The organism is Natronorubrum sulfidifaciens JCM 14089, assembly GCF_000337735.1.
In the GTDB taxonomy this organism is placed as follows: Archaea; Halobacteriota; Halobacteria; order Halobacteriales; family Natrialbaceae; genus Natronorubrum; species Natronorubrum sulfidifaciens.
In genome coordinates this window covers 1-17,952 of sequence record NZ_AOHX01000033.1, presented here as the reverse complement: position 1 = coordinate 17,952, position 17,952 = coordinate 1, and the positions used below count along the sequence as shown (strand labels likewise).

The 17,952-nt window shown below is 62.6% G+C and carries 19 protein-coding genes; 10 read left to right on the top strand and 9 right to left on the bottom strand.

Translation table 11 applies throughout. The features are described from left to right. Window positions 1–138: 138 nt before the first annotated feature. The 4 genes from C495_RS07715 (at window position 139) to C495_RS07700 (ending at window position 3,148) form a co-directional block, all read left to right on the top strand. Entirely contained in the window at window positions 139–1,329 is a 1,191-nt protein-coding gene (locus tag C495_RS07715; RefSeq protein ID WP_008161650.1) for a mechanosensitive ion channel family protein, read from the top strand. Between the two features lie 112 nt (window positions 1,330–1,441). Continuing rightward, window positions 1,442–1,897: a universal stress protein gene (locus tag C495_RS07710; RefSeq protein WP_008161647.1), complete on the top strand. Its 456-nt coding sequence runs from the start codon at window positions 1,442–1,444 to the stop codon at window positions 1,895–1,897. A gap of 72 nt (window positions 1,898–1,969) precedes the next feature. Further along, entirely contained in the window at window positions 1,970–2,626 is a 657-nt protein-coding gene (serB, locus tag C495_RS07705) for a phosphoserine phosphatase SerB (protein WP_008161646.1), read from the top strand. A gap of 108 nt (window positions 2,627–2,734) precedes the next feature. Next, window positions 2,735–3,148, top strand: coding sequence for a hypothetical protein (locus C495_RS07700; RefSeq protein WP_008161644.1), 414 nt, complete (start codon window positions 2,735–2,737; stop codon window positions 3,146–3,148). Between the two features lie 56 nt (window positions 3,149–3,204). On the opposite strand, the gene C495_RS07695 is transcribed toward C495_RS07700, so the two are convergent. The 4 genes from C495_RS07695 to C495_RS07680 all read right to left on the bottom strand — a co-directional run bounded on the left by C495_RS07695 (window position 3,205) and on the right by C495_RS07680 (window position 7,493). Continuing rightward, window positions 3,205–3,981 carry a hypothetical protein gene (locus C495_RS07695; RefSeq protein WP_008161642.1) on the bottom strand — a complete coding sequence of 259 codons (777 nt, stop codon included), beginning with the start codon at window positions 3,979–3,981 and terminating at the stop codon, window positions 3,205–3,207. A gap of 142 nt (window positions 3,982–4,123) precedes the next feature. Continuing rightward, on the bottom strand, window positions 4,124–5,335 hold the full coding sequence (metX, locus tag C495_RS07690; protein WP_008161640.1) for a homoserine O-acetyltransferase MetX: 1,212 nt from the start codon (window positions 5,333–5,335) through the stop codon (window positions 4,124–4,126). A 2-nt stretch (window positions 5,336–5,337) separates the two neighbouring features. Further along, window positions 5,338–6,681: an O-acetylhomoserine aminocarboxypropyltransferase/cysteine synthase family protein gene (locus C495_RS07685; protein ID WP_008161638.1), complete on the bottom strand. Its 1,344-nt coding sequence runs from the start codon at window positions 6,679–6,681 to the stop codon at window positions 5,338–5,340. Between the two features lie 155 nt (window positions 6,682–6,836). Continuing rightward, window positions 6,837–7,493, bottom strand: coding sequence for a DUF6517 family protein (locus C495_RS07680; RefSeq protein WP_049890209.1), 657 nt, complete (start codon window positions 7,491–7,493; stop codon window positions 6,837–6,839). 127 nt (window positions 7,494–7,620) lie between these two features. Here C495_RS07680 and C495_RS07675 point away from each other — a divergent pair, with 127 nt between their 5' ends. The 3 genes from C495_RS07675 (at window position 7,621) to C495_RS18205 (ending at window position 10,304) form a co-directional block, all read left to right on the top strand. Beyond that, window positions 7,621–8,850, top strand: coding sequence for an MFS transporter (locus C495_RS07675; RefSeq protein WP_049890207.1), 1,230 nt, complete (start codon window positions 7,621–7,623; stop codon window positions 8,848–8,850). A 128-nt stretch (window positions 8,851–8,978) separates the two neighbouring features. Then, window positions 8,979–9,437, top strand: coding sequence for a plastocyanin/azurin family copper-binding protein (locus tag C495_RS07670; protein WP_008161633.1), 459 nt, complete (start codon window positions 8,979–8,981; stop codon window positions 9,435–9,437). A gap of 204 nt (window positions 9,438–9,641) precedes the next feature. Further along, the gene (locus C495_RS18205) at window positions 9,642–10,304 is read left to right on the top strand and encodes a plastocyanin/azurin family copper-binding protein (protein ID WP_193788008.1); all 663 of its coding nucleotides are present in this window, start codon (window positions 9,642–9,644) and stop codon (window positions 10,302–10,304) included. A 147-nt stretch (window positions 10,305–10,451) separates the two neighbouring features. Here the strand turns inward: C495_RS18205 and eif1A are convergent, their stop codons facing one another. Beyond that, window positions 10,452–10,742: a translation initiation factor eIF-1A gene (gene eif1A / locus C495_RS07660; RefSeq protein ID WP_008161630.1), complete on the bottom strand. Its 291-nt coding sequence runs from the start codon at window positions 10,740–10,742 to the stop codon at window positions 10,452–10,454. A 125-nt stretch (window positions 10,743–10,867) separates the two neighbouring features. Here eif1A and C495_RS07655 point away from each other — a divergent pair, with 125 nt between their 5' ends. Beyond that, window positions 10,868–11,047, top strand: coding sequence for a DUF7470 family protein (locus C495_RS07655; RefSeq protein WP_008161628.1), 180 nt, complete (start codon window positions 10,868–10,870; stop codon window positions 11,045–11,047). A gap of 64 nt (window positions 11,048–11,111) precedes the next feature. Beyond that, window positions 11,112–11,366, top strand: a complete 255-nt coding sequence (locus tag C495_RS07650) for a hypothetical protein (RefSeq protein ID WP_008161626.1) — start codon at window positions 11,112–11,114, stop codon at window positions 11,364–11,366. 27 nt (window positions 11,367–11,393) lie between these two features. Here C495_RS07650 and C495_RS07645 read toward each other — a convergent pair whose 3' ends face one another. The 4 genes from C495_RS07645 to C495_RS07630 form a co-directional block, all read right to left on the bottom strand. Next, on the bottom strand, window positions 11,394–13,367 hold the full coding sequence (locus C495_RS07645) for a DUF460 domain-containing protein (protein ID WP_008161624.1): 1,974 nt from the start codon (window positions 13,365–13,367) through the stop codon (window positions 11,394–11,396). A gap of 1,359 nt (window positions 13,368–14,726) precedes the next feature. Then, complete coding sequence (locus tag C495_RS07640) at window positions 14,727–15,839, bottom strand: pyridoxal-phosphate-dependent aminotransferase family protein (protein ID WP_008161622.1); 1,113 nt, start codon at window positions 15,837–15,839, stop codon at window positions 14,727–14,729. A gap of 218 nt (window positions 15,840–16,057) precedes the next feature. Continuing rightward, a complete protein-coding gene (rnz, locus tag C495_RS07635; RefSeq protein ID WP_008161620.1) occupies window positions 16,058–16,984 on the bottom strand; it encodes a ribonuclease Z in 927 nt (308 codons plus the stop codon). Between the two features lie 141 nt (window positions 16,985–17,125). Further along, on the bottom strand, window positions 17,126–17,335 hold the full coding sequence (locus C495_RS07630) for a YgaP family membrane protein (RefSeq protein WP_008161617.1): 210 nt from the start codon (window positions 17,333–17,335) through the stop codon (window positions 17,126–17,128). A 154-nt stretch (window positions 17,336–17,489) separates the two neighbouring features. On the opposite strand from C495_RS07630, the gene C495_RS07625 reads away from it, so the two are divergent. Beyond that, on the top strand, window positions 17,490–17,952 hold a 463-nt coding region (locus C495_RS07625), incomplete at its 3' end, for a DUF7282 domain-containing protein (protein ID WP_449406472.1).

Genomic DNA, 17,952 nt, shown 5'->3' with positions numbered 1-17,952 from the left:
CCGAGTCCGACGAGGCTGCCATCGGCGATACTGGGGTCGGCTGCTGGGTCAACGTTGTGGTATGCAGCCGACAGGTTCGGCCAGCCACGGACATCAGACAGTATTTACCACTCGGTTAACTACGCGTTACCGACACAGATGTCTGCTCCGCCCGTCGGCACGTGGCCAGTCGCTGACGCCGCTCCAGCGTCGCTCGAGTCGACGGGTTACAGCGCACTGCCCGTCTGGCCGGCGACGCGCCCGGCCCTGTTCGGGAGTGGATTCGGGGCCATCGATCAATCCTGGCTGCTGGTCGCGCTCATCCTGATCGGTTCGGTCCTGCTGGCCCGGTTCGTCCAGTGGGGGAGCCGTCGGTATCTGGACGGCGAGACCGCCGAGACGACGTTCGGTCGCGCGGCGTTTGTCGAAGTTCACACCCCGCTTGCGATCTCGATCGCCTTGCTCGGGGTGTATCTCAGCTTGCTCGTGCTCGATCTCCTCGAGTCGACGACGCTGATCGTTGGCGGGATCGCCACGGTGTTGGTTATCCTCTGGGCTCGAGCGTCGATCCGGATCGGCCGTCGCTGGATCGAGGTGCTTCAGGAAGGCCAGTCGGGGTACGAGTTTGCACCGATGTTCGGGAACCTCTGGACGATTACCGTGGTCGGCGGTGCTGTCCTGTTGTTGCTCTCGATCTGGAACCTCGATCTCACCCCCTTTCTCGCCTCGGCCGGCATCCTCGGGATCGTAATCGGTTTTGCCGCCCAGGATGCGATCGGCAACCTGATCGGCGGCGTCGCGCTGTACTTCGACAACACGTACAAAGTCGGCGACGTGATCCGAGTCGAAGACGACATGCGCGGGACGGTCACCGACGTCGGCATTCGAAGCACGACCGTCCTGACCGAGGACAACCTGCTCGTAACGGTGCCGAACGCGATCCTGAACTCCTCACAGGTGGTCAACGAAAGCGCACCACAGCGCCACATGCGACTTCGGGTGCCGATCACGGCCGCCTACGGAACCGACTACGAGACCGTCGAGAAACTCGTCCTCGAGGTCTGTGAAGAGTGTCAGTTCGTCCGTGACACGCCGACGCCGAGAGTGATCTTCGCTGAGTTCGGCGACTCCGCGCTTGGCTTCGAACTCCGGGCCTACATCAACCATCCGCTGGTCGAAAAACGCGCGCTCGACAGCATCAATCGAGGCGTCTATGACGCCTTCGACGAGGCCGACATTACGATCCCGTTCCCACAGCGGGAACTCAGCTTTCTGGAGGAGCCATCGGACACCAGCCACGAGTTCGACGAACGACTGGCCACGGATGAGCCGGCACCCGATCGTGACTGAGCCCCCATCGTCAGGTGATCGAGCACGACTCGTCAGATCAGACGAGTTACCGGTCTCTCACGGAGCGAACTGGCACCGATTCTTATTTTAGTTCGTCACGTAGGAACTGTCGATGTACGACCGCATTCTCCTTCCGACGGACGCCGAGAAAGGGGCGGAACTGGCAACCGAACACGCAATCGCCGTCGCGGAGTCAAGCGGTGCCGAACTCCACCTGCTGTACGTCGTCGACAGCGACGTCTACAGCTCTTACACCGGCGACGAGTACGTCCACGAGTTCGAAGGCCTCGAGTCCGCCCTCGAGCAAGAAGGCGAGGAGGCCCTCGAGTCGGCCGCCGAGGCGGCACGCGAGGCTGGCCTCGAGCCGGCGACAGCCGTCCGACACGGCGCGCCACACGAGGAGATCCTCGCGTACGCCGACGACGAAGACGTCGACCTGCTCGTGATGGGGTCGAAAGCCCGCTCGGGCGAGTACCGCCGGCTGCTGGGAAGCGTCACCGATCGTGTCGCACGACTGGCCTCGCGACCGGTAACGATCGTGAAGACGCCGGTCGAGGACGACGAGTAGGAGTCGGCCAGCGCACGACAGCACAGACGAAAACCTGAACTGGTTTATTCGGGGCGCGACAAGCAGCGCTCGATGACAGTCGTCGCTTTCGACTTCGACGGGACGCTTTCAGACTCCGAGATGACCGTACTGCTCGGCGATCGCTGCGGTGTCGCCGACGAGATGGCCGAGATCACCGAGCAATCGATGAACGACGAGATCGATTACGCCGAGAGCCTCCGCAAGCGGGCCGCCCTCCTCGAGGGCCTGCCGGCCGACGAGGCCGAGGCGGCGTACGATCAGGTCGAACTCCGCGAGGGTGCAGCCGACCTGATCGAGGAGCTAAACGACGCCGGCGTGACGACCGCGATCCTCACCGGCGGCTTCGAACGCGGCGTCGCGGCCGCTCTCGAGCGCGAGGGAGCCACCGTTGATCACATCGTCTCGAACCGACTCCCGATGACCGACGACGAAACCGAACTGACTGGCGACGTCGACGGACCACTCATCGAAGGCACCAAAGACGACGCCCTCGAGAACCTCGCCGAAGACGTCGGCGCCGACATGGAAGACACCGTCGCCGTCGGTGACGGCGCAAACGACCTCCCGATGTTGAACGTCGCCGGCCTCGCGATCGGCTTCGCACCCAAGCCGGCGGTCGAACCCCACTGTGACGTCGTCGTGACCTCGATGGACGAGGCCCGAGCGGAGCTGCTCGAGGCCGACGTCCTCCCGGTCGCCGATCAGTAACGACTCGTTTCCCAGTTCGGACGAACATCTTCTCTCGGCGAAAATCGGGCTCGAGAGCCGTTTTTGATACCGAGAAGCCTATTAACTCGGGGCCGAGTAAGTGGTTGTATGATGTGGCAAGACCTTGTGTTCATGCTCGGCAGTGGCCTTTCGATCATCTTTCTCGCGCCGACGCTTCGCGACGCCAGTGCGCGCGTTCCGCTCGGGACGAGTCTTCCGTCGATGGGGATCGGCTTCGTCTACGGGGTGACGTTCGCGACGCTCGGCATGACCTTTTCCGCTATTGGTGCGTTCGCAGCCGGGACGATGTGGTCGCTGATCGCGCTGATCCGCTCGCCGGGTGGTATCGCCATTTCACTGCGACTGTTCCGCATGGAAAGCCCGGCTCTGTTCATCCACGATCTGCGACATTGGCTCGGCAGTTTCGGCTCGTCGTCAGCTGTCGAACAGTACGTCGCTGCTGACGCTGCATACGGCCAGCAACACGGCTACCAGCACACGACGGAAACACCTGCAGACTGATTTTCCGTACAAACCAAACCGTCACCGGCTGGTTCGGCAGTTCGTGATCGATGACGTTAGCGATCGGTGGCTTTCGCCATCAGCGTCTCGAGGGCATCCTGACGCTGGGTTAACACGCCACCGATAGCCGCGAGGACGGCAGGAACGACGAGTCCAGCAAGGAGAATCGCGCTCATGGTCGCCGGACCGAACGTAATCTCGCCCGTGACCTCACCCGAATCGTTTAGGAATGACTCAGCCTCGAGTGCACCGACACTGTCGAAGACACTGCTGACGAGTGCCGGATCACTGTAGGTGGTCGTCATCAGGAACGCGGCAAGCACCGCAAACACCAGATACACTGGAACGACCGTCACGCTGGCTTTCACTGCCCCAACAGCGTCGTCGGCGTCGACGTACGTGGCGATCGCATATCCGGCCCCGACCACCAGACCGGCAGTGAGCAGGAACAGCGCCGTGTCGATCAGAAAGAACGGTGGGGACGCGGCCGCAGCGGCGTGGTTCGGCGCATCGCCAAGCGTTGCGGGTTCGCCCTCTGCCTCGAATCCAGTCCCGAACGCAGCGAGGTAGCTCCAGCCAGCGGCTTCCCAGGAGGCAACCATCTCCGTGACGACCAGCGACCCATCATCGGTGTACGTCGCTGGAGTCGTCTGTGCGGTCGAAACGATCGTCGAGAAGAGGTGTGCGAAATACGAGAGAACGACTGCGATCGCACCGAATACTGCACCCTGCTTGAACGGCAGATCAGCGTCCTGTCCGGTCGCCACGCGCTGTGTCGGCTGTTCGTTTGTCTGTTCGTCGTCGTCGTACTCGAGTTGACTATTATCTGCCATCAGTGATACATCAAAGGAACAGACGTTATATATTTCTATATATTCTATCCTGCTGTACTTTCTGTCGCGTTATCACGTGAGAGGAGCGTCGCTCAGCATTATCATCATCGATAACAAAGCCGGTCGTGTCGGTGAGCGACCCTTATTCTGAAAAGAGACTCGTATGCACCGGCGCGAACGAGTCTGTGTCCTCGAGGTCGGGTTCAGGTGCCGTATCAGTAATCGTCCGTCCGGCGAGTCCGTCCTCGAGCAGTTCGTCAAGCGGCGGGCCGACTTTTTCGGGTTCGACGAGGAACGCGTCGTGGCCGTGGTCGGATTCGACGACGTGGTGGGCGACGTCGACGTCGGCCTCGCGGCAGGCCTCGGCCAGCGCTTCCGACTGCTCGACGGTGAAATGCCAGTCGCCGGTAAACGAGATGAGCAGCAGCTCACCCTCGAACGCCGCCAGCGCGTCGGCATCGGACTCATACCCCGCCGAGAGATCGAAGTCGTCCATCGCACGGGTCATGTAGAGATAGCTGTTCGCGTCGAAGCGGTCGGTGAACTTGTCGGCCTGATAATCGAGGTAGGACTCGACCTCTCGGTAGGGAAAGAAGGCGGCCGCCGGGTCCGGTGGCTCCTCGCGAACCGTCTCACGGCCCGCGGAGCGACGGCCGAACTTCCGGGCCATCGAGGGCTTCGAGAGATACATGATGTGGCCGATCTGGCGTGCGCGTGCGAGTCCGTCTTCGGGTTCGGGGCCGCCGTAGTAGTGGCCGCCGTTCCAGTTGGGATCGCTGGTGATCGCCCGGCGGGCGACCGTATCGAGCGCGAGACACTGCGGGTCGAGTCGGGCGGCGGTGGCGACGGCACCCGCCCGATCGACGTCGTCGGGGAACCGTCGCAGCCAATCGAGGGCGTTCATGCCACCGACGCTGCCGCCGATGACGGCGTGGAGTCGGCCGACGCCGAGTTCATCCAGCAGCCGACGCTGCGAGCGCGTCCAGTCGCCGACGGTGACGGGTGGGAAGTCGGTGCCGTAAGGCTCGCCAGTTTCGGGGTTCTCGCTTGCCGGCCCCGTCGTGCCATAACACGAGCCCGGCGCGTTCGCACAGACGACGTAGTACTCGGTGGTGTCGATCGCTTTCCCAGGACCGACGACGTCGCCCCACCAGGCCCGCGCTTGGCCGGCGGTGTCACCACCGGCGTCGGGCCGACGGGCGACGTGGGGGCTGCCGGTCAATGCGTGACAGACCAGCACCGCATTGTCGCCAGTGAACTCGCCGTAGGTCTCGTAGGCGACCTCGAGGGAGGGGATCGACTCACCGGAAAGGAACTGGAACTCGCCGAGATCGACAGTGTCTCTGGTTGTCATGGCTAGCAGTCCTCGCTCGTTGCGACGGTCGCGGCTCGTGTCGCCGTCTCGATCGCCTGCTCGAGGTCGGCCAGAATGTCCTCGGGGTCTTCGATGCCGACGGACATCCGGATCAAGTCGTCGGTCACGCCCGCTTCTTCGCGCTCTGCGGAGGTCAACTGTCCGTGGGTCGTACTCGCGGGATGGATGACGAGCGTCTTCGCGTCGCCGATGTTCGCGAGGAAGGAAGCGACCTCGACGCTCTCACAGAAGGTCTTGCCTGCCTGGTACCCTGCTTCGAGGCCGAACGCGACCATGCCGCCGAAGTCGTTGAGGTAGTTCGTGGCGTTGTCGTGGGTTGGGTGGTCCTCGAGGCCGGGGTGGGTGACCCAGGCGACGTCGTCGTGGTCGTCGAGGTACTCGGCGACGATGGCGGCGTTCTCGCAGTGTTTTTCGACTCGGAGGGGCAGCGACTCGAGGCCCTGTAAGGTCTGCCACGCGTCGAAAGGTGACTGCTGGTTGCCGAGACTGCGCAGCGACCGGAAGCGAGCCGTGGCGGCGAAGGGGGCGTCGGAGAAATCCCGCGAGAAATCGACGTCGTGGTAGGCGTGGTTCTGGCCGGCGATCTCGTCGTAGCCGTGCTCGCCCCACGGGAACGAGCCACCGTCGACGAGGACGCCGCCGACCGTCGTCCCCGAACCGTGGAGCCATTTCGTCGTCGACTCCCAGACGACGTCCGCGCCGTGTTCCAGCGGTCGACACAGCGCCGGCGTCGCGAAGGTGTTGTCGACGACAAGGGGGACACCATTGTCGTGGGCGATCTCGGCGACGCGCTCGAAATCGGGAGTGACGAGCGACGGGTTGCCGATCGTCTCGACGTGGACGAACGCGGTGTCGTCGTCGATCGCCTCCTCGTAGGCGTCGTACTCGAGGGTAGGGACGAATCGTGGTTCGATGTTCCGACGGCTCGCCGTCTTCGAGAAGTAGGCGGTCGTCCCGCCGTAGGTGTCCGTCGAACAGACGACGTTGTCGCCCGCCTGTGCGAGGATGAGAACCGCAGAGTCGAGGGCCGCCATACCGCTGCCCGTTGCAACTGCACCAGCCCCGCCCTCGAGCGAGGCGAGTCGGTCCTCGAGGACCGTGACGGTCGGGTTGGCGATCCGAGAGTAGATGTAGCCGTCGTCCTCCAAGGCGTAGCGTTCAGCGGCGGTGTCGGCGTCGTCGAAGACGTAGGATGTCGTCTGGTAGATCGGCGGTGCCATCGCCCCCGTCTCCGGGTCGGGGGACTGTCCGGCGTGGACGCTTCGTGTCCCGAGGCCGCGCTCGGGACAGCCTGTGTTCGTCCCGTCGCTTGCGTCGTCGCTCATGTTTAGTATGCATACTCCTGCAGATTCATATGCGTCGCAGTAACGGCAAAAACCGTAGTCGATTCGGTCGCGTTCACACACGTCCCGCCCGTTTCCGTTACGCAGAGCGGGCTCGAGCGACCCGTAGACGGACGGGTTACCGCTCTCTTCGCACCTCATCCGTGTTCGATACCTGCAAGCAGCGTTCTGACCGCCTCGCGCTCGGCGTCGACGTTCCCCGACCGAGGGAAGACCGCGACACAGACCACGAAATCGTCGCCGTGCTCGACGGCTTGGCTGACCAGCATGGTGACCTCGAGCGTGGTTCCGGCCGAAACCAGTCGCGCACGCCCTCGATAGCGAGCCAGCGTCGTCTCACTGCCGAGCACCGAAACGGGCTCCTCGTCGACGTACTGGACGGCCTCGAGTTCGGCGTAGCGGTCCTGAATCAGGGCGACGAGTTCGTCCGTCGAGTACTCGCCGACGGGGTTGAACGTCCGCCCGAGCACGGCGATCTGTGGCGTACTGAGCACGGAGACCACGGCCATCTGCAGCCGACCGAATCCGAGTGCCTCGAGCGCGAGCGAACGGTCGTACTCGGCGTTCCAGTTTCGAACCGAGATCGTTCGCTCGAGTCCGAACCGGCCGACGGTTCGCTCGATGTGCAGTTCATCGACGGTGTGTTCGCCGTAGCCGGTTTCCGTAAGCGCCGCCGGGGAGACGGTCGCCGGAGACGCGGCAAGCGACTCCTGAGCGAGGTCGCTACAGCCGGCGACGAGTCCCATGCCGGCAGTCGCTCCCGCCGCGAGCAGGCGTCGGCGTGTGGGTGTCATCGACAGAAACAGGGGACCGAGCGGCGAAAGCGTATCGCTTTCGACTGGCCCGAAGACCGGAGACGCACACCGCATCGCCCACACGAGACGAACGGGTTGATAGTCTCCCAGTGGCAACGTATCGGCCGTGCACTCGAGTGACCGGGACCGAGTCGTGCTCGCGGCCGTCGTCTTCGCCGTGTTGTTCTCACAGCTGTTGCTCTATCCGGGTGTCGCGACGCTCGTAGAAACGCTTGGAGCCGACGCGACGACCTCGCCGTTCGCGTCGACGGCACTCGATGCGAGCATGTGGTTTCTCGTCTCCGAGTTCGTCGCCTACATCGCCTTCGTCGGTGTCTGGGGGCTCGCAAGCGACGTGACGGGACGGCGAACGCCGTTTATCATCGCCGGCGCGCTCGCCGGTTCCGTCGGCTACGCGGCGCTTGCAGTCGTTCCCGCGGTGGGATCGATCTCGTTCGAAGGCGTCCTCCTCTTGCGGGTCGTTCAGGGGTCGATGACCATCGGCGCGTTCTCGCTGACGATGACCATGCTGATGGACCTCGACGGCGGCCACGGCCGAAACATGGGTGCTGCAGGGATCGCGATCGGGCTCGGGGCCGCCCTCGGTGCCCCCATCGGGGGCCAACTCACCGAACTCGACCCGATCGCGCCACTGGTCGGTGCCGCCGTCTTGCTCGTCGGCGTCGGCGCGCTCGTGACGGTCGTCGACGACCGGACACCGAACAGTCGTCGGAGCGCTCGAGCCCTGCTGCACGGCGTTCGGCGACGGCCGACGCTATCGATCCCGTACACGTTCGGCTTCGTCGACCGGATGACGGCGGGCTTTTTCGCCCTCGTCGGGACGCTGTACTTCCAGGAGACGTTCGGTCTCGGGCCCGCCACGACCGGCCTGTTACTGGCCTGTTTCTTCGCCCCGTTCGCCCTGTTGCAGTACCCCATGGGCGCGCTGTCCGATCGGATCGGGCGGGCGATCCCGATCGTCGTCGGCTCGCTGTGCTACGGCGTCGGCATTCTCGCCGTCGGCGCTGCGCCATCGGTCGCCACGGCCGCAGTCGCGATGGTCACCGTCGGCGTCCTCGGTGCGCTGGTCTCGCCGGCGACGATGGCGCTGGTCACCGATATCGCCGGCGACCGCGAACGCGGTGTGTCGATGGCCGGCTTCAACATCGCCGGCAGCCTCGGCTTTCTCGCCGGCTTTCTCGTCGGCGGGACCGTCGCCGGCAGCTACGGCTACGCCGTCGCGTTTCTCGCCGTCGGCGGCCTCGAGATCGCGATCGCCCTCCTCGCCGCGCCGGCGTTTCTCCGCCGTTCGTTCGGTGACCGACAACTCACCGCGGACGATTGCGATCGCATCTGATCGCTCTCATCGAGATTTCGACCGGTAACTGAGTGAGAAATACCACCGATAAATGTGGTATGTAAACGCATGACAGCGCAGAGGTGGAGGATATCAATTTTTATGTGCTCGGCCCTAATTCACGCTCGATGGCACGAGATAACCCAATCACGCGGCGGAAGGCGCTGAAGGTCACGGGTGCGGCAGCGGCGACGGCGCTCGTCGCCGGTTGTTCCGACGACGACAACGGTAACGGCGACGACGGCGACGACACCTACGATATCGAAGCAGGCACGGAAATCGTTCTCTACGCCGAGACGGCTGGCTGGATCGGCGAAGAGCCCGCCGACATCGACGAGGTCACGAACCCAACCCTCGTCCTCGAGGAGGGCGAAGACTACACAATCGGCTGGAACGAAGGCGACGGTCAGACCCACAACATCGAGATCCGAAACGACGACGGCGACGTCGTCGACGACCTCGAGACCGAGGAGGTCTCCGAGGGTGGCGACGACCAGTTCCTCGACTTCACGGCCAGCGAAGAGATGTCGACCTACGTCTGTGACCCCCACGAGACGTCGATGATCGGCGACCTTCAGGTCGAATAATACGGTTCTATAGGCGTTTTTTTGACGGCAGTATCGTACCAGATAGACACCGGTCCGTGTCGTAGCCGTTCGATCGAAGCGGTGTGGCGTTCACTGTTATCCGACCGTCGGTGTCCATCTCCGGCAGACTCGAGCCTGCGCCATCGAACTGTTACTCGGCCATAATGTCATAGGTATATAACAACGTGGGAGAGAAATGGATACATGGATGACACGAATCGGGTACGGCGTCGAGCAGTGCTGCAGGTCACCGGCGGCGCGGCGGTCGCGTCGATCCTCGCCGGCTGTCTCGACCGGAGCCGCGTCGATTCCGAGTCATCGCTCGGTGCTGGTGGTGATGCGAACGACACGACTACCGAGACCAACGGCACGGACGACGAGACGCCCTCGAGCGACGAAAACGACGACCCCAACGGAGCGGACGCCGACGCGGACACGTCGACCGACACCGGCGAGGAGACCGCGCCCGAGTCCGATCTCGAGGAGGAGACCACGCCAGACGACGACCACGAAGAACTCGAGTCGGTGGGACCGATCGAGATCGAGCCGGGAACGCGTATCGTCCTCTACGGCGGGACAGCCGCGTGGGAGGGCCTCGAGCCAGCGCCGATCGAGGGCGTCGAGAACCCGACGCTCGTCCTCGAGGACGGCGAAACCTACGAGATCGGCTGGGCCGAGGGCGACGGCATGGTGCACAACCTCGAGCTCCGAGACGCGGACGGAAACGTCGTCGACGATCTCGCGACGGAGCTGACTTCTGAGGGTGGCGACGGTCAGTTCCTCGCGTTCACGGCCAGTTCCGAGATAGCACAGTACGTCTGTGCGCCCCACGAAGTGACGATGGTCGGCGACCTGCAGGTCGAGTGACCCAGCCGCGGTTCATCGGCCTCGAGTTGACAAACGGACGGTATCGGCTCCGCTACCGGGCAGAAATCTCGAGAGAACGCAGTTCGGTCCGCAAGCGTGGCCGTCGGTGACGCCGTCTCGCTGTACGCACAGCACAGACGGGTGGACTTACTGAATGTGGCCTTCGCGGCGGAGCTGGTCGGCTTCGCTTTTTTCGTAACGCCAGGTGATGTCGGCTTTCTCGTCTTGCCAGTCCCACGGCTCGACGAGGACGACGTCGTCCTCGCGGATCCAGATGCGTTTTTGCATCTTGCCGGGGATACGTGCGGTGCGCTCTGTCCCGTCTGCACAGCGTACTTTCACGCGGTTCGCTCCGAGCATGTTCGTGACGGTCGCGAAAACCTCGTCGTCCTCAGGCATCCGGAGGTTCTTCCGACCGCCCTCACCGTCGTCACTCATGGCCCGTAGTTCACATTCGAGTGGTTTAACCCTTTATCGATTCCGTTGACAGTCTCCGGGTCGCCGCCGGCCACGGAACCCGGAAAACCACGCCGTTTATTTCCCTCGGCTGGCCAGCCCTTCATATGCTGAAAAATCTCGGTCCGCAAGGAATCGCCGGTCTCCTGATCCTTCTCGCCGGTGTCGGACTGATCGCCTCTCAGAACCTCCTGATCGCCGCCGGCATCGCGCTCGTCCTCGCCGGTCTCGGCATCGTCGTCAAGGCACTGGTCTCGGGCATGCTCCAGAGCTTCGGGATGTTCTGACGCACAGTCACAGTCCGGCGACGCTGCAGCGAAGGATTTTGTCGCTGCGTCACCTCGAGGACGTATGGGATACACGCTTCACTACTACGATCTCGTGTTGGCCTGTATCGCCGCAAGTCTCAGCCTCGGTGCCGGGATCGGCTACGTGACGTCGGTCCCACTCGAGCCCGCGCTCGCCGTCTTCGGCGTCATCGCGATCGGCTTGATCGGGCACGCGCTGTTCGTCAACGGTCCGGTCGACGAGCCGGAGGACCTGACCGACGAGCTCGAGGTCGAGGAAGTGCCGCAGGTGCTGTCGCCGATGGGGTCGGCGGAGTGAGACTCCGAGCCGGCCCGCGAGCGCAGTTCACGCCTGGTTGTCGCCCGCTCGGTGTTCGCTGATGAGTTGATCGACCATCGCCGCCTTGCGGTCGCGTTTTCGTTCTGTCGCACGCTCGTGCCAGTCGTCGATGACCGCCTCGACGTCGTCCTCACGGGCGACGGCGAGTTCGTCGACTTCCTGCATGGCGACGTCGTCGGCGGGACCGACCGGAATGTCGGCGTCGAAGAGGATTTCGTCGGCGACCTCCGAGAGTCCGCCCTGTTTCAAGACGACCCGCGGTTCGAAGCCGGCAAGCAGTTCGGCCGTCGAGCGGCCCGCCCCACTCGCATCCCGCAAGAAGACGATATCGCCGGCTGCGATCCCGTACTGCTCGTTGGCCTCGCGGAGCGCGCCCTTCGTGAACTTCTCGACGACCTTGACTGGGACCAGCCCCTCCTTTTCGGCCGACACGTCGCTGAAGTTCGAGTGATCGAGCTTCCAGAGCGCTTTCATCCGCTCGACTTTCCGCTCGAGGTCGTCCACTTCCTCACGGGCCGTGTCGCGTTCGCGCTCTAAACGGTTCGCCTTCCGCTCGAGGCGGTTCACCTCACGATCCTTCCGAACTTGCGTTCGTTCCTCGCGACGCGCGAGGGTGAGCTTCGACTCGAGGTCGTCGATACGCTCGTCGCGGTCCTCAAGCCGTCCCTCGAGGGTCCCGACGTGTGACTGAAGCCGCTCGACCTGTCGCTCGAGGTCTTTGATCCGCTGTTCTTCGGGCGTCAGCTCGCGTGGTTCGTGCTCGGTCGACTCCTCCGTGCTCTCCTCGTCGTCGTCCAGATCCCTGAGGACGGCCTCGACGCTTTCCTCGTCGGCGACGACACGCGCCGTCACCTCGCCACGGTCGAGCCCCGGCGGGAGCTTTGTGGCGATGCGCTCGAACTGGTCTTCGTGGGCGTCGAAGGCATACAGCGCCGCGGCCATCGCATCGCGCTGGTGGTCGTCGTCGTAGGGGTCGTGACGCGTGCGGTGTTGTTTCTCGTCGATCGGCAGATCGCTCGTGGGCATCCAGCCCGCGGCGTCGAAGCTCCGGCGGAACTTCTCGACCGTCTCGGGCATCGGCGTCACGTCCGCCGCGACGATGATCGGACGACCCCGTTCGACGATCCACTCGATCACGTCGGCGGTGTCGCTGGTCCGCGAACTCCAGACGTCTAACACCTCACCCTCGAGAGAGACGATCGCGGCCGCAGTCGTCGTGCCGGGATCGATACCGACGATGACGTGATCCCGGCGTTTGGCGAGCGGGCGGAACTCGATCCCATCGCGGCGCTCGCGTTCGATCTCGACGCGGACGTCGCCCGACCGATTTCTCGAGACGGGGATGTCACTGGGGCGGGCGGAGACGGTGAAGACGGCGTTCGCGTAGCCACCGTAGGCCTCCCGGATCTCCCGATCGTACTCGAGGGTTTCGGCCTCGAGTTCGGACTCGACCTCTCGCGTCCGCTTCCGAACCGAGCCGTGGATGCGACGCGTATAGCGATCCTCGCTCCAGCCACCGCTGCCGGTTGAACGGCCTCGAGAGACCTTGACTTCTGTCGTATCCGTAAACGCAGAGACCTCGTGGCCGACGTTGTGGGCGGCCAGCCGCGCGGCGGCTTCGGCCTCTTCCATCGGCTGTTTGCCGTAGGGAATGCCGTGGCGTTTCGCGACTCGAGAGAGTGGTTCGGGCTGTTCGGCACCCGTTACCTGCACGAGCATCGTCTCGGAAGGCAGCGAGCCGAGGAAGTGAATCAGCTGATCCTTGTCGGCCGCCAGCTCGTACATGTTGTCCGTCGCGATGATCGCCGGCTCCTCGTCGTCGATCAGCCGCCGGAGTTTGCGGTGAGTGACGACATCCCGCGTGAGGTCGTCACCGTCGTAGACCACGAGGGCGTACGACGGCGCATCGCCCCGCACGTCACCGCTTTGAATATCGACCCCGAAGACGACTGCATCGAGGGCACTCGTTCGCGTACTCACAGGCGGCCCTAGGGGCGAGTCGCGTATAAATCCGACGCGGGTTCACGTCGACTTTCAGTAGCTACTCTATTCGCAATGGGATGTGAAACTGGAACGGTCGATTCGGCAACGACAGATGCTTATACCTCGCTGCTACGGAATCCTGTAATAAAGGCGTGTGTACTCCTACAGAGGACAATGAACCCAGCACACCCGACCAGCAGTCCAAGTACGATAATGCTCCACCCATATCCGCCTACTACTGCGGAAAGGCCTGCCCACGTAACGGCTGCCAGCGCGATAAACACGCACAGGGTTAAGAACCCATATCGAGCGAGGGTAGCACGCGGAGACCCTCTTCCTAATGCTTCAATCCCGCCTAATTGAACAGCAGCGGCTTCGATGGCTAACTGAAGACCAATTAGGACTGATACCGCGAGCAACAAGATGCCGCCGACTGGCGGTATTTGTTCACTCCCTACGGTATTGAGTACTACACCGGAGAGATGGGTCAAAACCGATAGTGAAGCGATTATTGCTGGTATTCCGATTAGTATAGTGGCACCAAGATAAACCAGACTCGGGATCAGCAATGAACGTTCTTTAGATGACACACTGTCAAGTTCATTTCATTTACCCATAAGTTTTTCTTCAACTGTGCTACTCAAGTTCCTCGCTGACTGTTTTGTGATTCACCGATACTGAATGGCAACTACGTGTGCGTATTGAACAGTATCCGTGTCACTCTCCCCCAAAAAGAATTTACATACTTATTATCAATAGATAGTATGAATCGACGGCAGTATCTCTCTGTAGTTACCGCTGGTGCCACAATCTGCTTTTCTGGCTGTACGGGCTTTTTCAACGATGATGTCGAACTACTCGGCGTTGCCCTCGGAAATATGCAGAGTAAGGAACGGACACTGTCCGTTCGAATTACGAACGAGGGGGAAATCATTGATAAATCTACTCATGAACTCCCCCAGAGGACTCTTGGACGTTCCTCAACTGTACATGGCCACGTGAACCGGGCCAGTTCGCTATTGCAGGCCAGCTGGAGGGAGATGAAGAGTGGGTTGAACGCGAGCTCACTAACGCCGAATCTGATTGTGTAGCCGTCACTATCAAAGTCACCACGTTCGATCACGTCGGATTTACGGTTACTGAAACCTGTGACATCTCTGCTGAAACGGAACAGTGTTAGCTCAATATTGGCAGAGAGTTCTGTAGTAATTCCTTCAGCTGTACTTACCGGGTTTCTCGCGGACAGTCCTAAACAACACACTCGTGCGACGATCTCCTGTAAAAGAACACTGAGCGCGTGATCCGACAACTGATCGAGAGTACCCCTAGACTCGAGTCACGTCCTCGAGCGCCGACTTAGAGGTCAGCGACGTCTTCGATGGCGTCGGTCAGTTCTTTGATCGACTCGAGGTCGTGTTCGCCCATGTGGCCGATACGGAACGTCTTCTCGCCGAGTTGGGAGCCGTAGCCGTTCGAAAAGGCCATGTCGTACTCCTCGTTGACGGTCTCGATCGTTTCGGCGACGTCGATCCCCTGCGTGTTCTCAATACAGGCCACGGTCTGGGACTCGTAGCCCTCCTCGGGGAACATGGCGAAGTGTTCGTCGGCCCACTCGCGGACGTACTCGGCCATCTCGCGGTGGCGCTCGCTCCGCGCCTCGTGGCCTTCCTCGAGCATGTGTTTCATCTGCTTGCGGTAGGCGAGCATGATCGGGATCGCCGGCGTGGAGTGAGTCTGTCCTTTCCGCTCGTAGTAGTCGATCGTCCGCTGGAAGCCGCCGTACCACGACGCGGACTCTTTCTCGAGTTCGCGCTCGTAGGCGTCGTCGCTGACGACACAGATCGACAGCCCCGGCGGCATGGCGAAGGCCTTCTGTGAGGAAGCGAAGATGACGTCGATGTTGTGCTCGTCGATATCGACGTAGTCGCCGCCGAGCGAGGAGACGGCGTCGACGACGAAGTAGGTGTCCGGATAGTCGGCGACGACGTCACCGATCTCCTCGACGGGGTTGCGGACGCCGGTCGAACTCTCGTTCATCACGGTTGCGACCACGTCGTAGTCGGTGTCGCTTTCCTCGAGTTCCTCGCGGATGTCCTCGGGTTTGATGGCTTGGCCCCACTCGTACTCGAGGCGGTCGACGTTTTTGCCCAGTCGCTCGGCGACGTTGGCGTGGCGCTCGCTGAAGCTGCCACAGGTCGGGACGAGGATGTTCTCGTCGACAAGGTTGAGCGTCGACGCCTCCCAGAACTCCGTTCCCGAGCCCGTGAGGATGACGACCTCGTTGTCGGTGCCGAGGAACTCCTTGGTGTCCTCGACGATGGTCGTATAGAGGTCGGTCATCTGGTCCATGCGGTGGCCGAACATCGGCTCGCACATCGCCTCGATGACGTCCTCGCGCACTTCGGTCGGACCCGGAATATACAGCGTCTTGTCGGGATAGTCGTCTTTGTACTCGCGTTTTTCGGTCACAGAAACCACCTGATACGGTCTACTGAGTCGTGGGGTGGTATGGTACTTTTGATACCGCACTGAGAACGCGACGGGTGTAACCGTGTGGCGAAATAGCACCGTTCGGTCCGGCGAGCTGACGGGTGACAGCGAACCGTCTGATACGGTTACTGGAGTCGATCACCGTTGATCGCCGACCCGTGCTGGCGATCGGCGGGAGATCGGGACAGCACTCCGTCTCAGTCGTCCGGATACGGAATCTCGAGCGTCTGTCCGTCGTCGGGGACGAACACCTCGCCGTCGAAGACCGCCTCGGCGTCCTCGAGATGATCGTCGGCGTAGCCCGCATATCGTGAGGAGAGATGCATCAGGGCGAGACGATCCGCACCGGCGCGGTTGGCGATTTCGGCCGCCTGCCGAGCTGTCGAGTGGGCAGTCGCGCCGGCACGGTCGGCGCGGTCCTCGGCGAACGTGGCGTCGTGAATCAACAGTTCGGGTTCGTCCGTGACTTCGATCGTCGCCGTCGTCGGTCGCGTATCGCCGGTGTAAACGATCGAACGACCGGGGCGGGGCTCGCCGACGACCTGTTCGGGCTCGACGACGGTCCCGTCCTCGAGTTCGACCGACTCGCCCGCGTGGAGTTTTGAGAACTTCGGTCCGACAGGAACGCCGAGGTCCTCGGCGTGGTCGCGGTCGAACCGCCCTTTACGGTCGTCTTCGACGAGCGCGTAGCCGACCGAGCGGGTGTCGTGGTCGGTTCCGAAGACGCGGACCTCGTACTCGTCGGCCCGATAGGCGACGTCGCCGTCGCCGACCTCGTTGACTCGCACTGGAAACGAAGGGCGGTTGCCGAGGGCGTTGACTAAGCTCTGTATCTGACGGCGCGTGCCGTGAGGCGTGTGGATCGCCAGTGGCTCCTCACGGTCGTTAAAGGCCATCGTCTGGAGCAGTCCGGGAATCCCGAGCACGTGGTCGCCGTGGAGATGCGTGACGAACAGGTGTGAGATCGAAAATCCGGTTCCAAAGCGCATCATCTGGCGCTGGGTTCCCTCGCCGGCGTCGAACAGCAACTCGTCGCCCGCCCGAGCGACGAAGATACTGCTCGGGTTTCGCTCGGTCGTCGGAATCGCCCCAGCCGTCCCCAGAAACGTCACGCGCAGTGGCATCGCTCGATGGTCGGCGTGCCGTGACTAAACGCCCTTCGGATGACCGGCGACAGTAACCGAAACGCCCGTGACGTGGGCACAAGAATTACACAGTCGACCCATTTCGGTGTCGCCGTGGCCAACGGCGGGAGGTGTCTCTTGTTACTTCGTGCTGATGCCAAGCGCCGAATAGAGCCCACAGACGCTGGTGACGGCGGTTGCGAGGAACACGAGCGAGAACACGCCGAGAACGGGCGAGAGGACCATCGGCAGCGAAACGACGCCACCGAGAATCGCCAGCGAGGCGAGTCCCAAAACCGCACCGAGGGCCAAACGCACGAGCTGGTCCGTTCTGCCCACGTTTTGTTTCATAGTTGACTAGTGTCCAGCACGGAACAAGAGCGTTGTGGTACTATCAACGAACGGACAGTCCTGCTCGCTGACACTCGTCCAGTCACTCCGTTTCTGCGAACGGACGGCGCGTTTTACGTCGCTCGAGCCCTTACACGAGGACGATCCCAGCCACATGAGTTCGAGAGTGACCTTCGGCACGATCAAACGCGTCGGCGCGATCCTGATCGCGATCGTGGTCGTGCTCGCCGCGGGGATCGTCGTCGGTCAGGCACCCGCCATCTTCGGCGTCGATGAGGACCCGACGGCGTCGATCGCATTCGAGGACCAACAACAGGACGGCGAGTCGGTCATCATCGAGGAGGTCACCCTCTCGGACGGCGGTTTCATCGTCATCACCGACAGCGGTGAGGAGCCACTCGTCGTCTCCGACTACCTCGGTGCTGGAACACACGAGAACGTGACGATCGAACGCGACGAGGTCGACCTCGTCGGCCGGCTGACAGCGACGGTCCATCAAGACACTACCGACGACGAGACGTACGCCTACGAGGACAGCGACGGTGAGGAAGACCGACCGTACCTCGAGAACGGGTTTCCAGTCGCGGACACGGCAACCTGTCTCTTATACACATCTC

Coding starts and splice junctions, on each gene's coding strand:
- C495_RS07715 (WP_008161650.1), top strand. CDS start 139: ATGTCTGCTCCGCCCGTCGGCACGTGGCCAGTCGCTGACGCCGCTCCA.
- C495_RS07710 (WP_008161647.1), top strand. CDS start 1,442: ATGTACGACCGCATTCTCCTTCCGACGGACGCCGAGAAAGGGGCGGAA.
- serB (WP_008161646.1), top strand. CDS start 1,970: ATGACAGTCGTCGCTTTCGACTTCGACGGGACGCTTTCAGACTCCGAG.
- C495_RS07700 (WP_008161644.1), top strand. CDS start 2,735: ATGATGTGGCAAGACCTTGTGTTCATGCTCGGCAGTGGCCTTTCGATC.
- C495_RS07695 (WP_008161642.1), bottom strand. CDS start 3,981: ATGGCAGATAATAGTCAACTCGAGTACGACGACGACGAACAGACAAAC.
- metX (WP_008161640.1), bottom strand. CDS start 5,335: ATGACAACCAGAGACACTGTCGATCTCGGCGAGTTCCAGTTCCTTTCC.
- C495_RS07685 (WP_008161638.1), bottom strand. CDS start 6,681: ATGAGCGACGACGCAAGCGACGGGACGAACACAGGCTGTCCCGAGCGC.
- C495_RS07680 (WP_049890209.1), bottom strand. CDS start 7,493: ATGACACCCACACGCCGACGCCTGCTCGCGGCGGGAGCGACTGCCGGC.
- C495_RS07670 (WP_008161633.1), top strand. CDS start 8,979: ATGGCACGAGATAACCCAATCACGCGGCGGAAGGCGCTGAAGGTCACG.
- C495_RS18205 (WP_193788008.1), top strand. CDS start 9,642: ATGGATGACACGAATCGGGTACGGCGTCGAGCAGTGCTGCAGGTCACC.
- eif1A (WP_008161630.1), bottom strand. CDS start 10,742: ATGAGTGACGACGGTGAGGGCGGTCGGAAGAACCTCCGGATGCCTGAG.
- C495_RS07655 (WP_008161628.1), top strand. CDS start 10,868: ATGCTGAAAAATCTCGGTCCGCAAGGAATCGCCGGTCTCCTGATCCTT.
- C495_RS07650 (WP_008161626.1), top strand. CDS start 11,112: ATGGGATACACGCTTCACTACTACGATCTCGTGTTGGCCTGTATCGCC.
- rnz (WP_008161620.1), bottom strand. CDS start 16,984: ATGCCACTGCGCGTGACGTTTCTGGGGACGGCTGGGGCGATTCCGACG.
- C495_RS07630 (WP_008161617.1), bottom strand. CDS start 17,335: ATGAAACAAAACGTGGGCAGAACGGACCAGCTCGTGCGTTTGGCCCTC.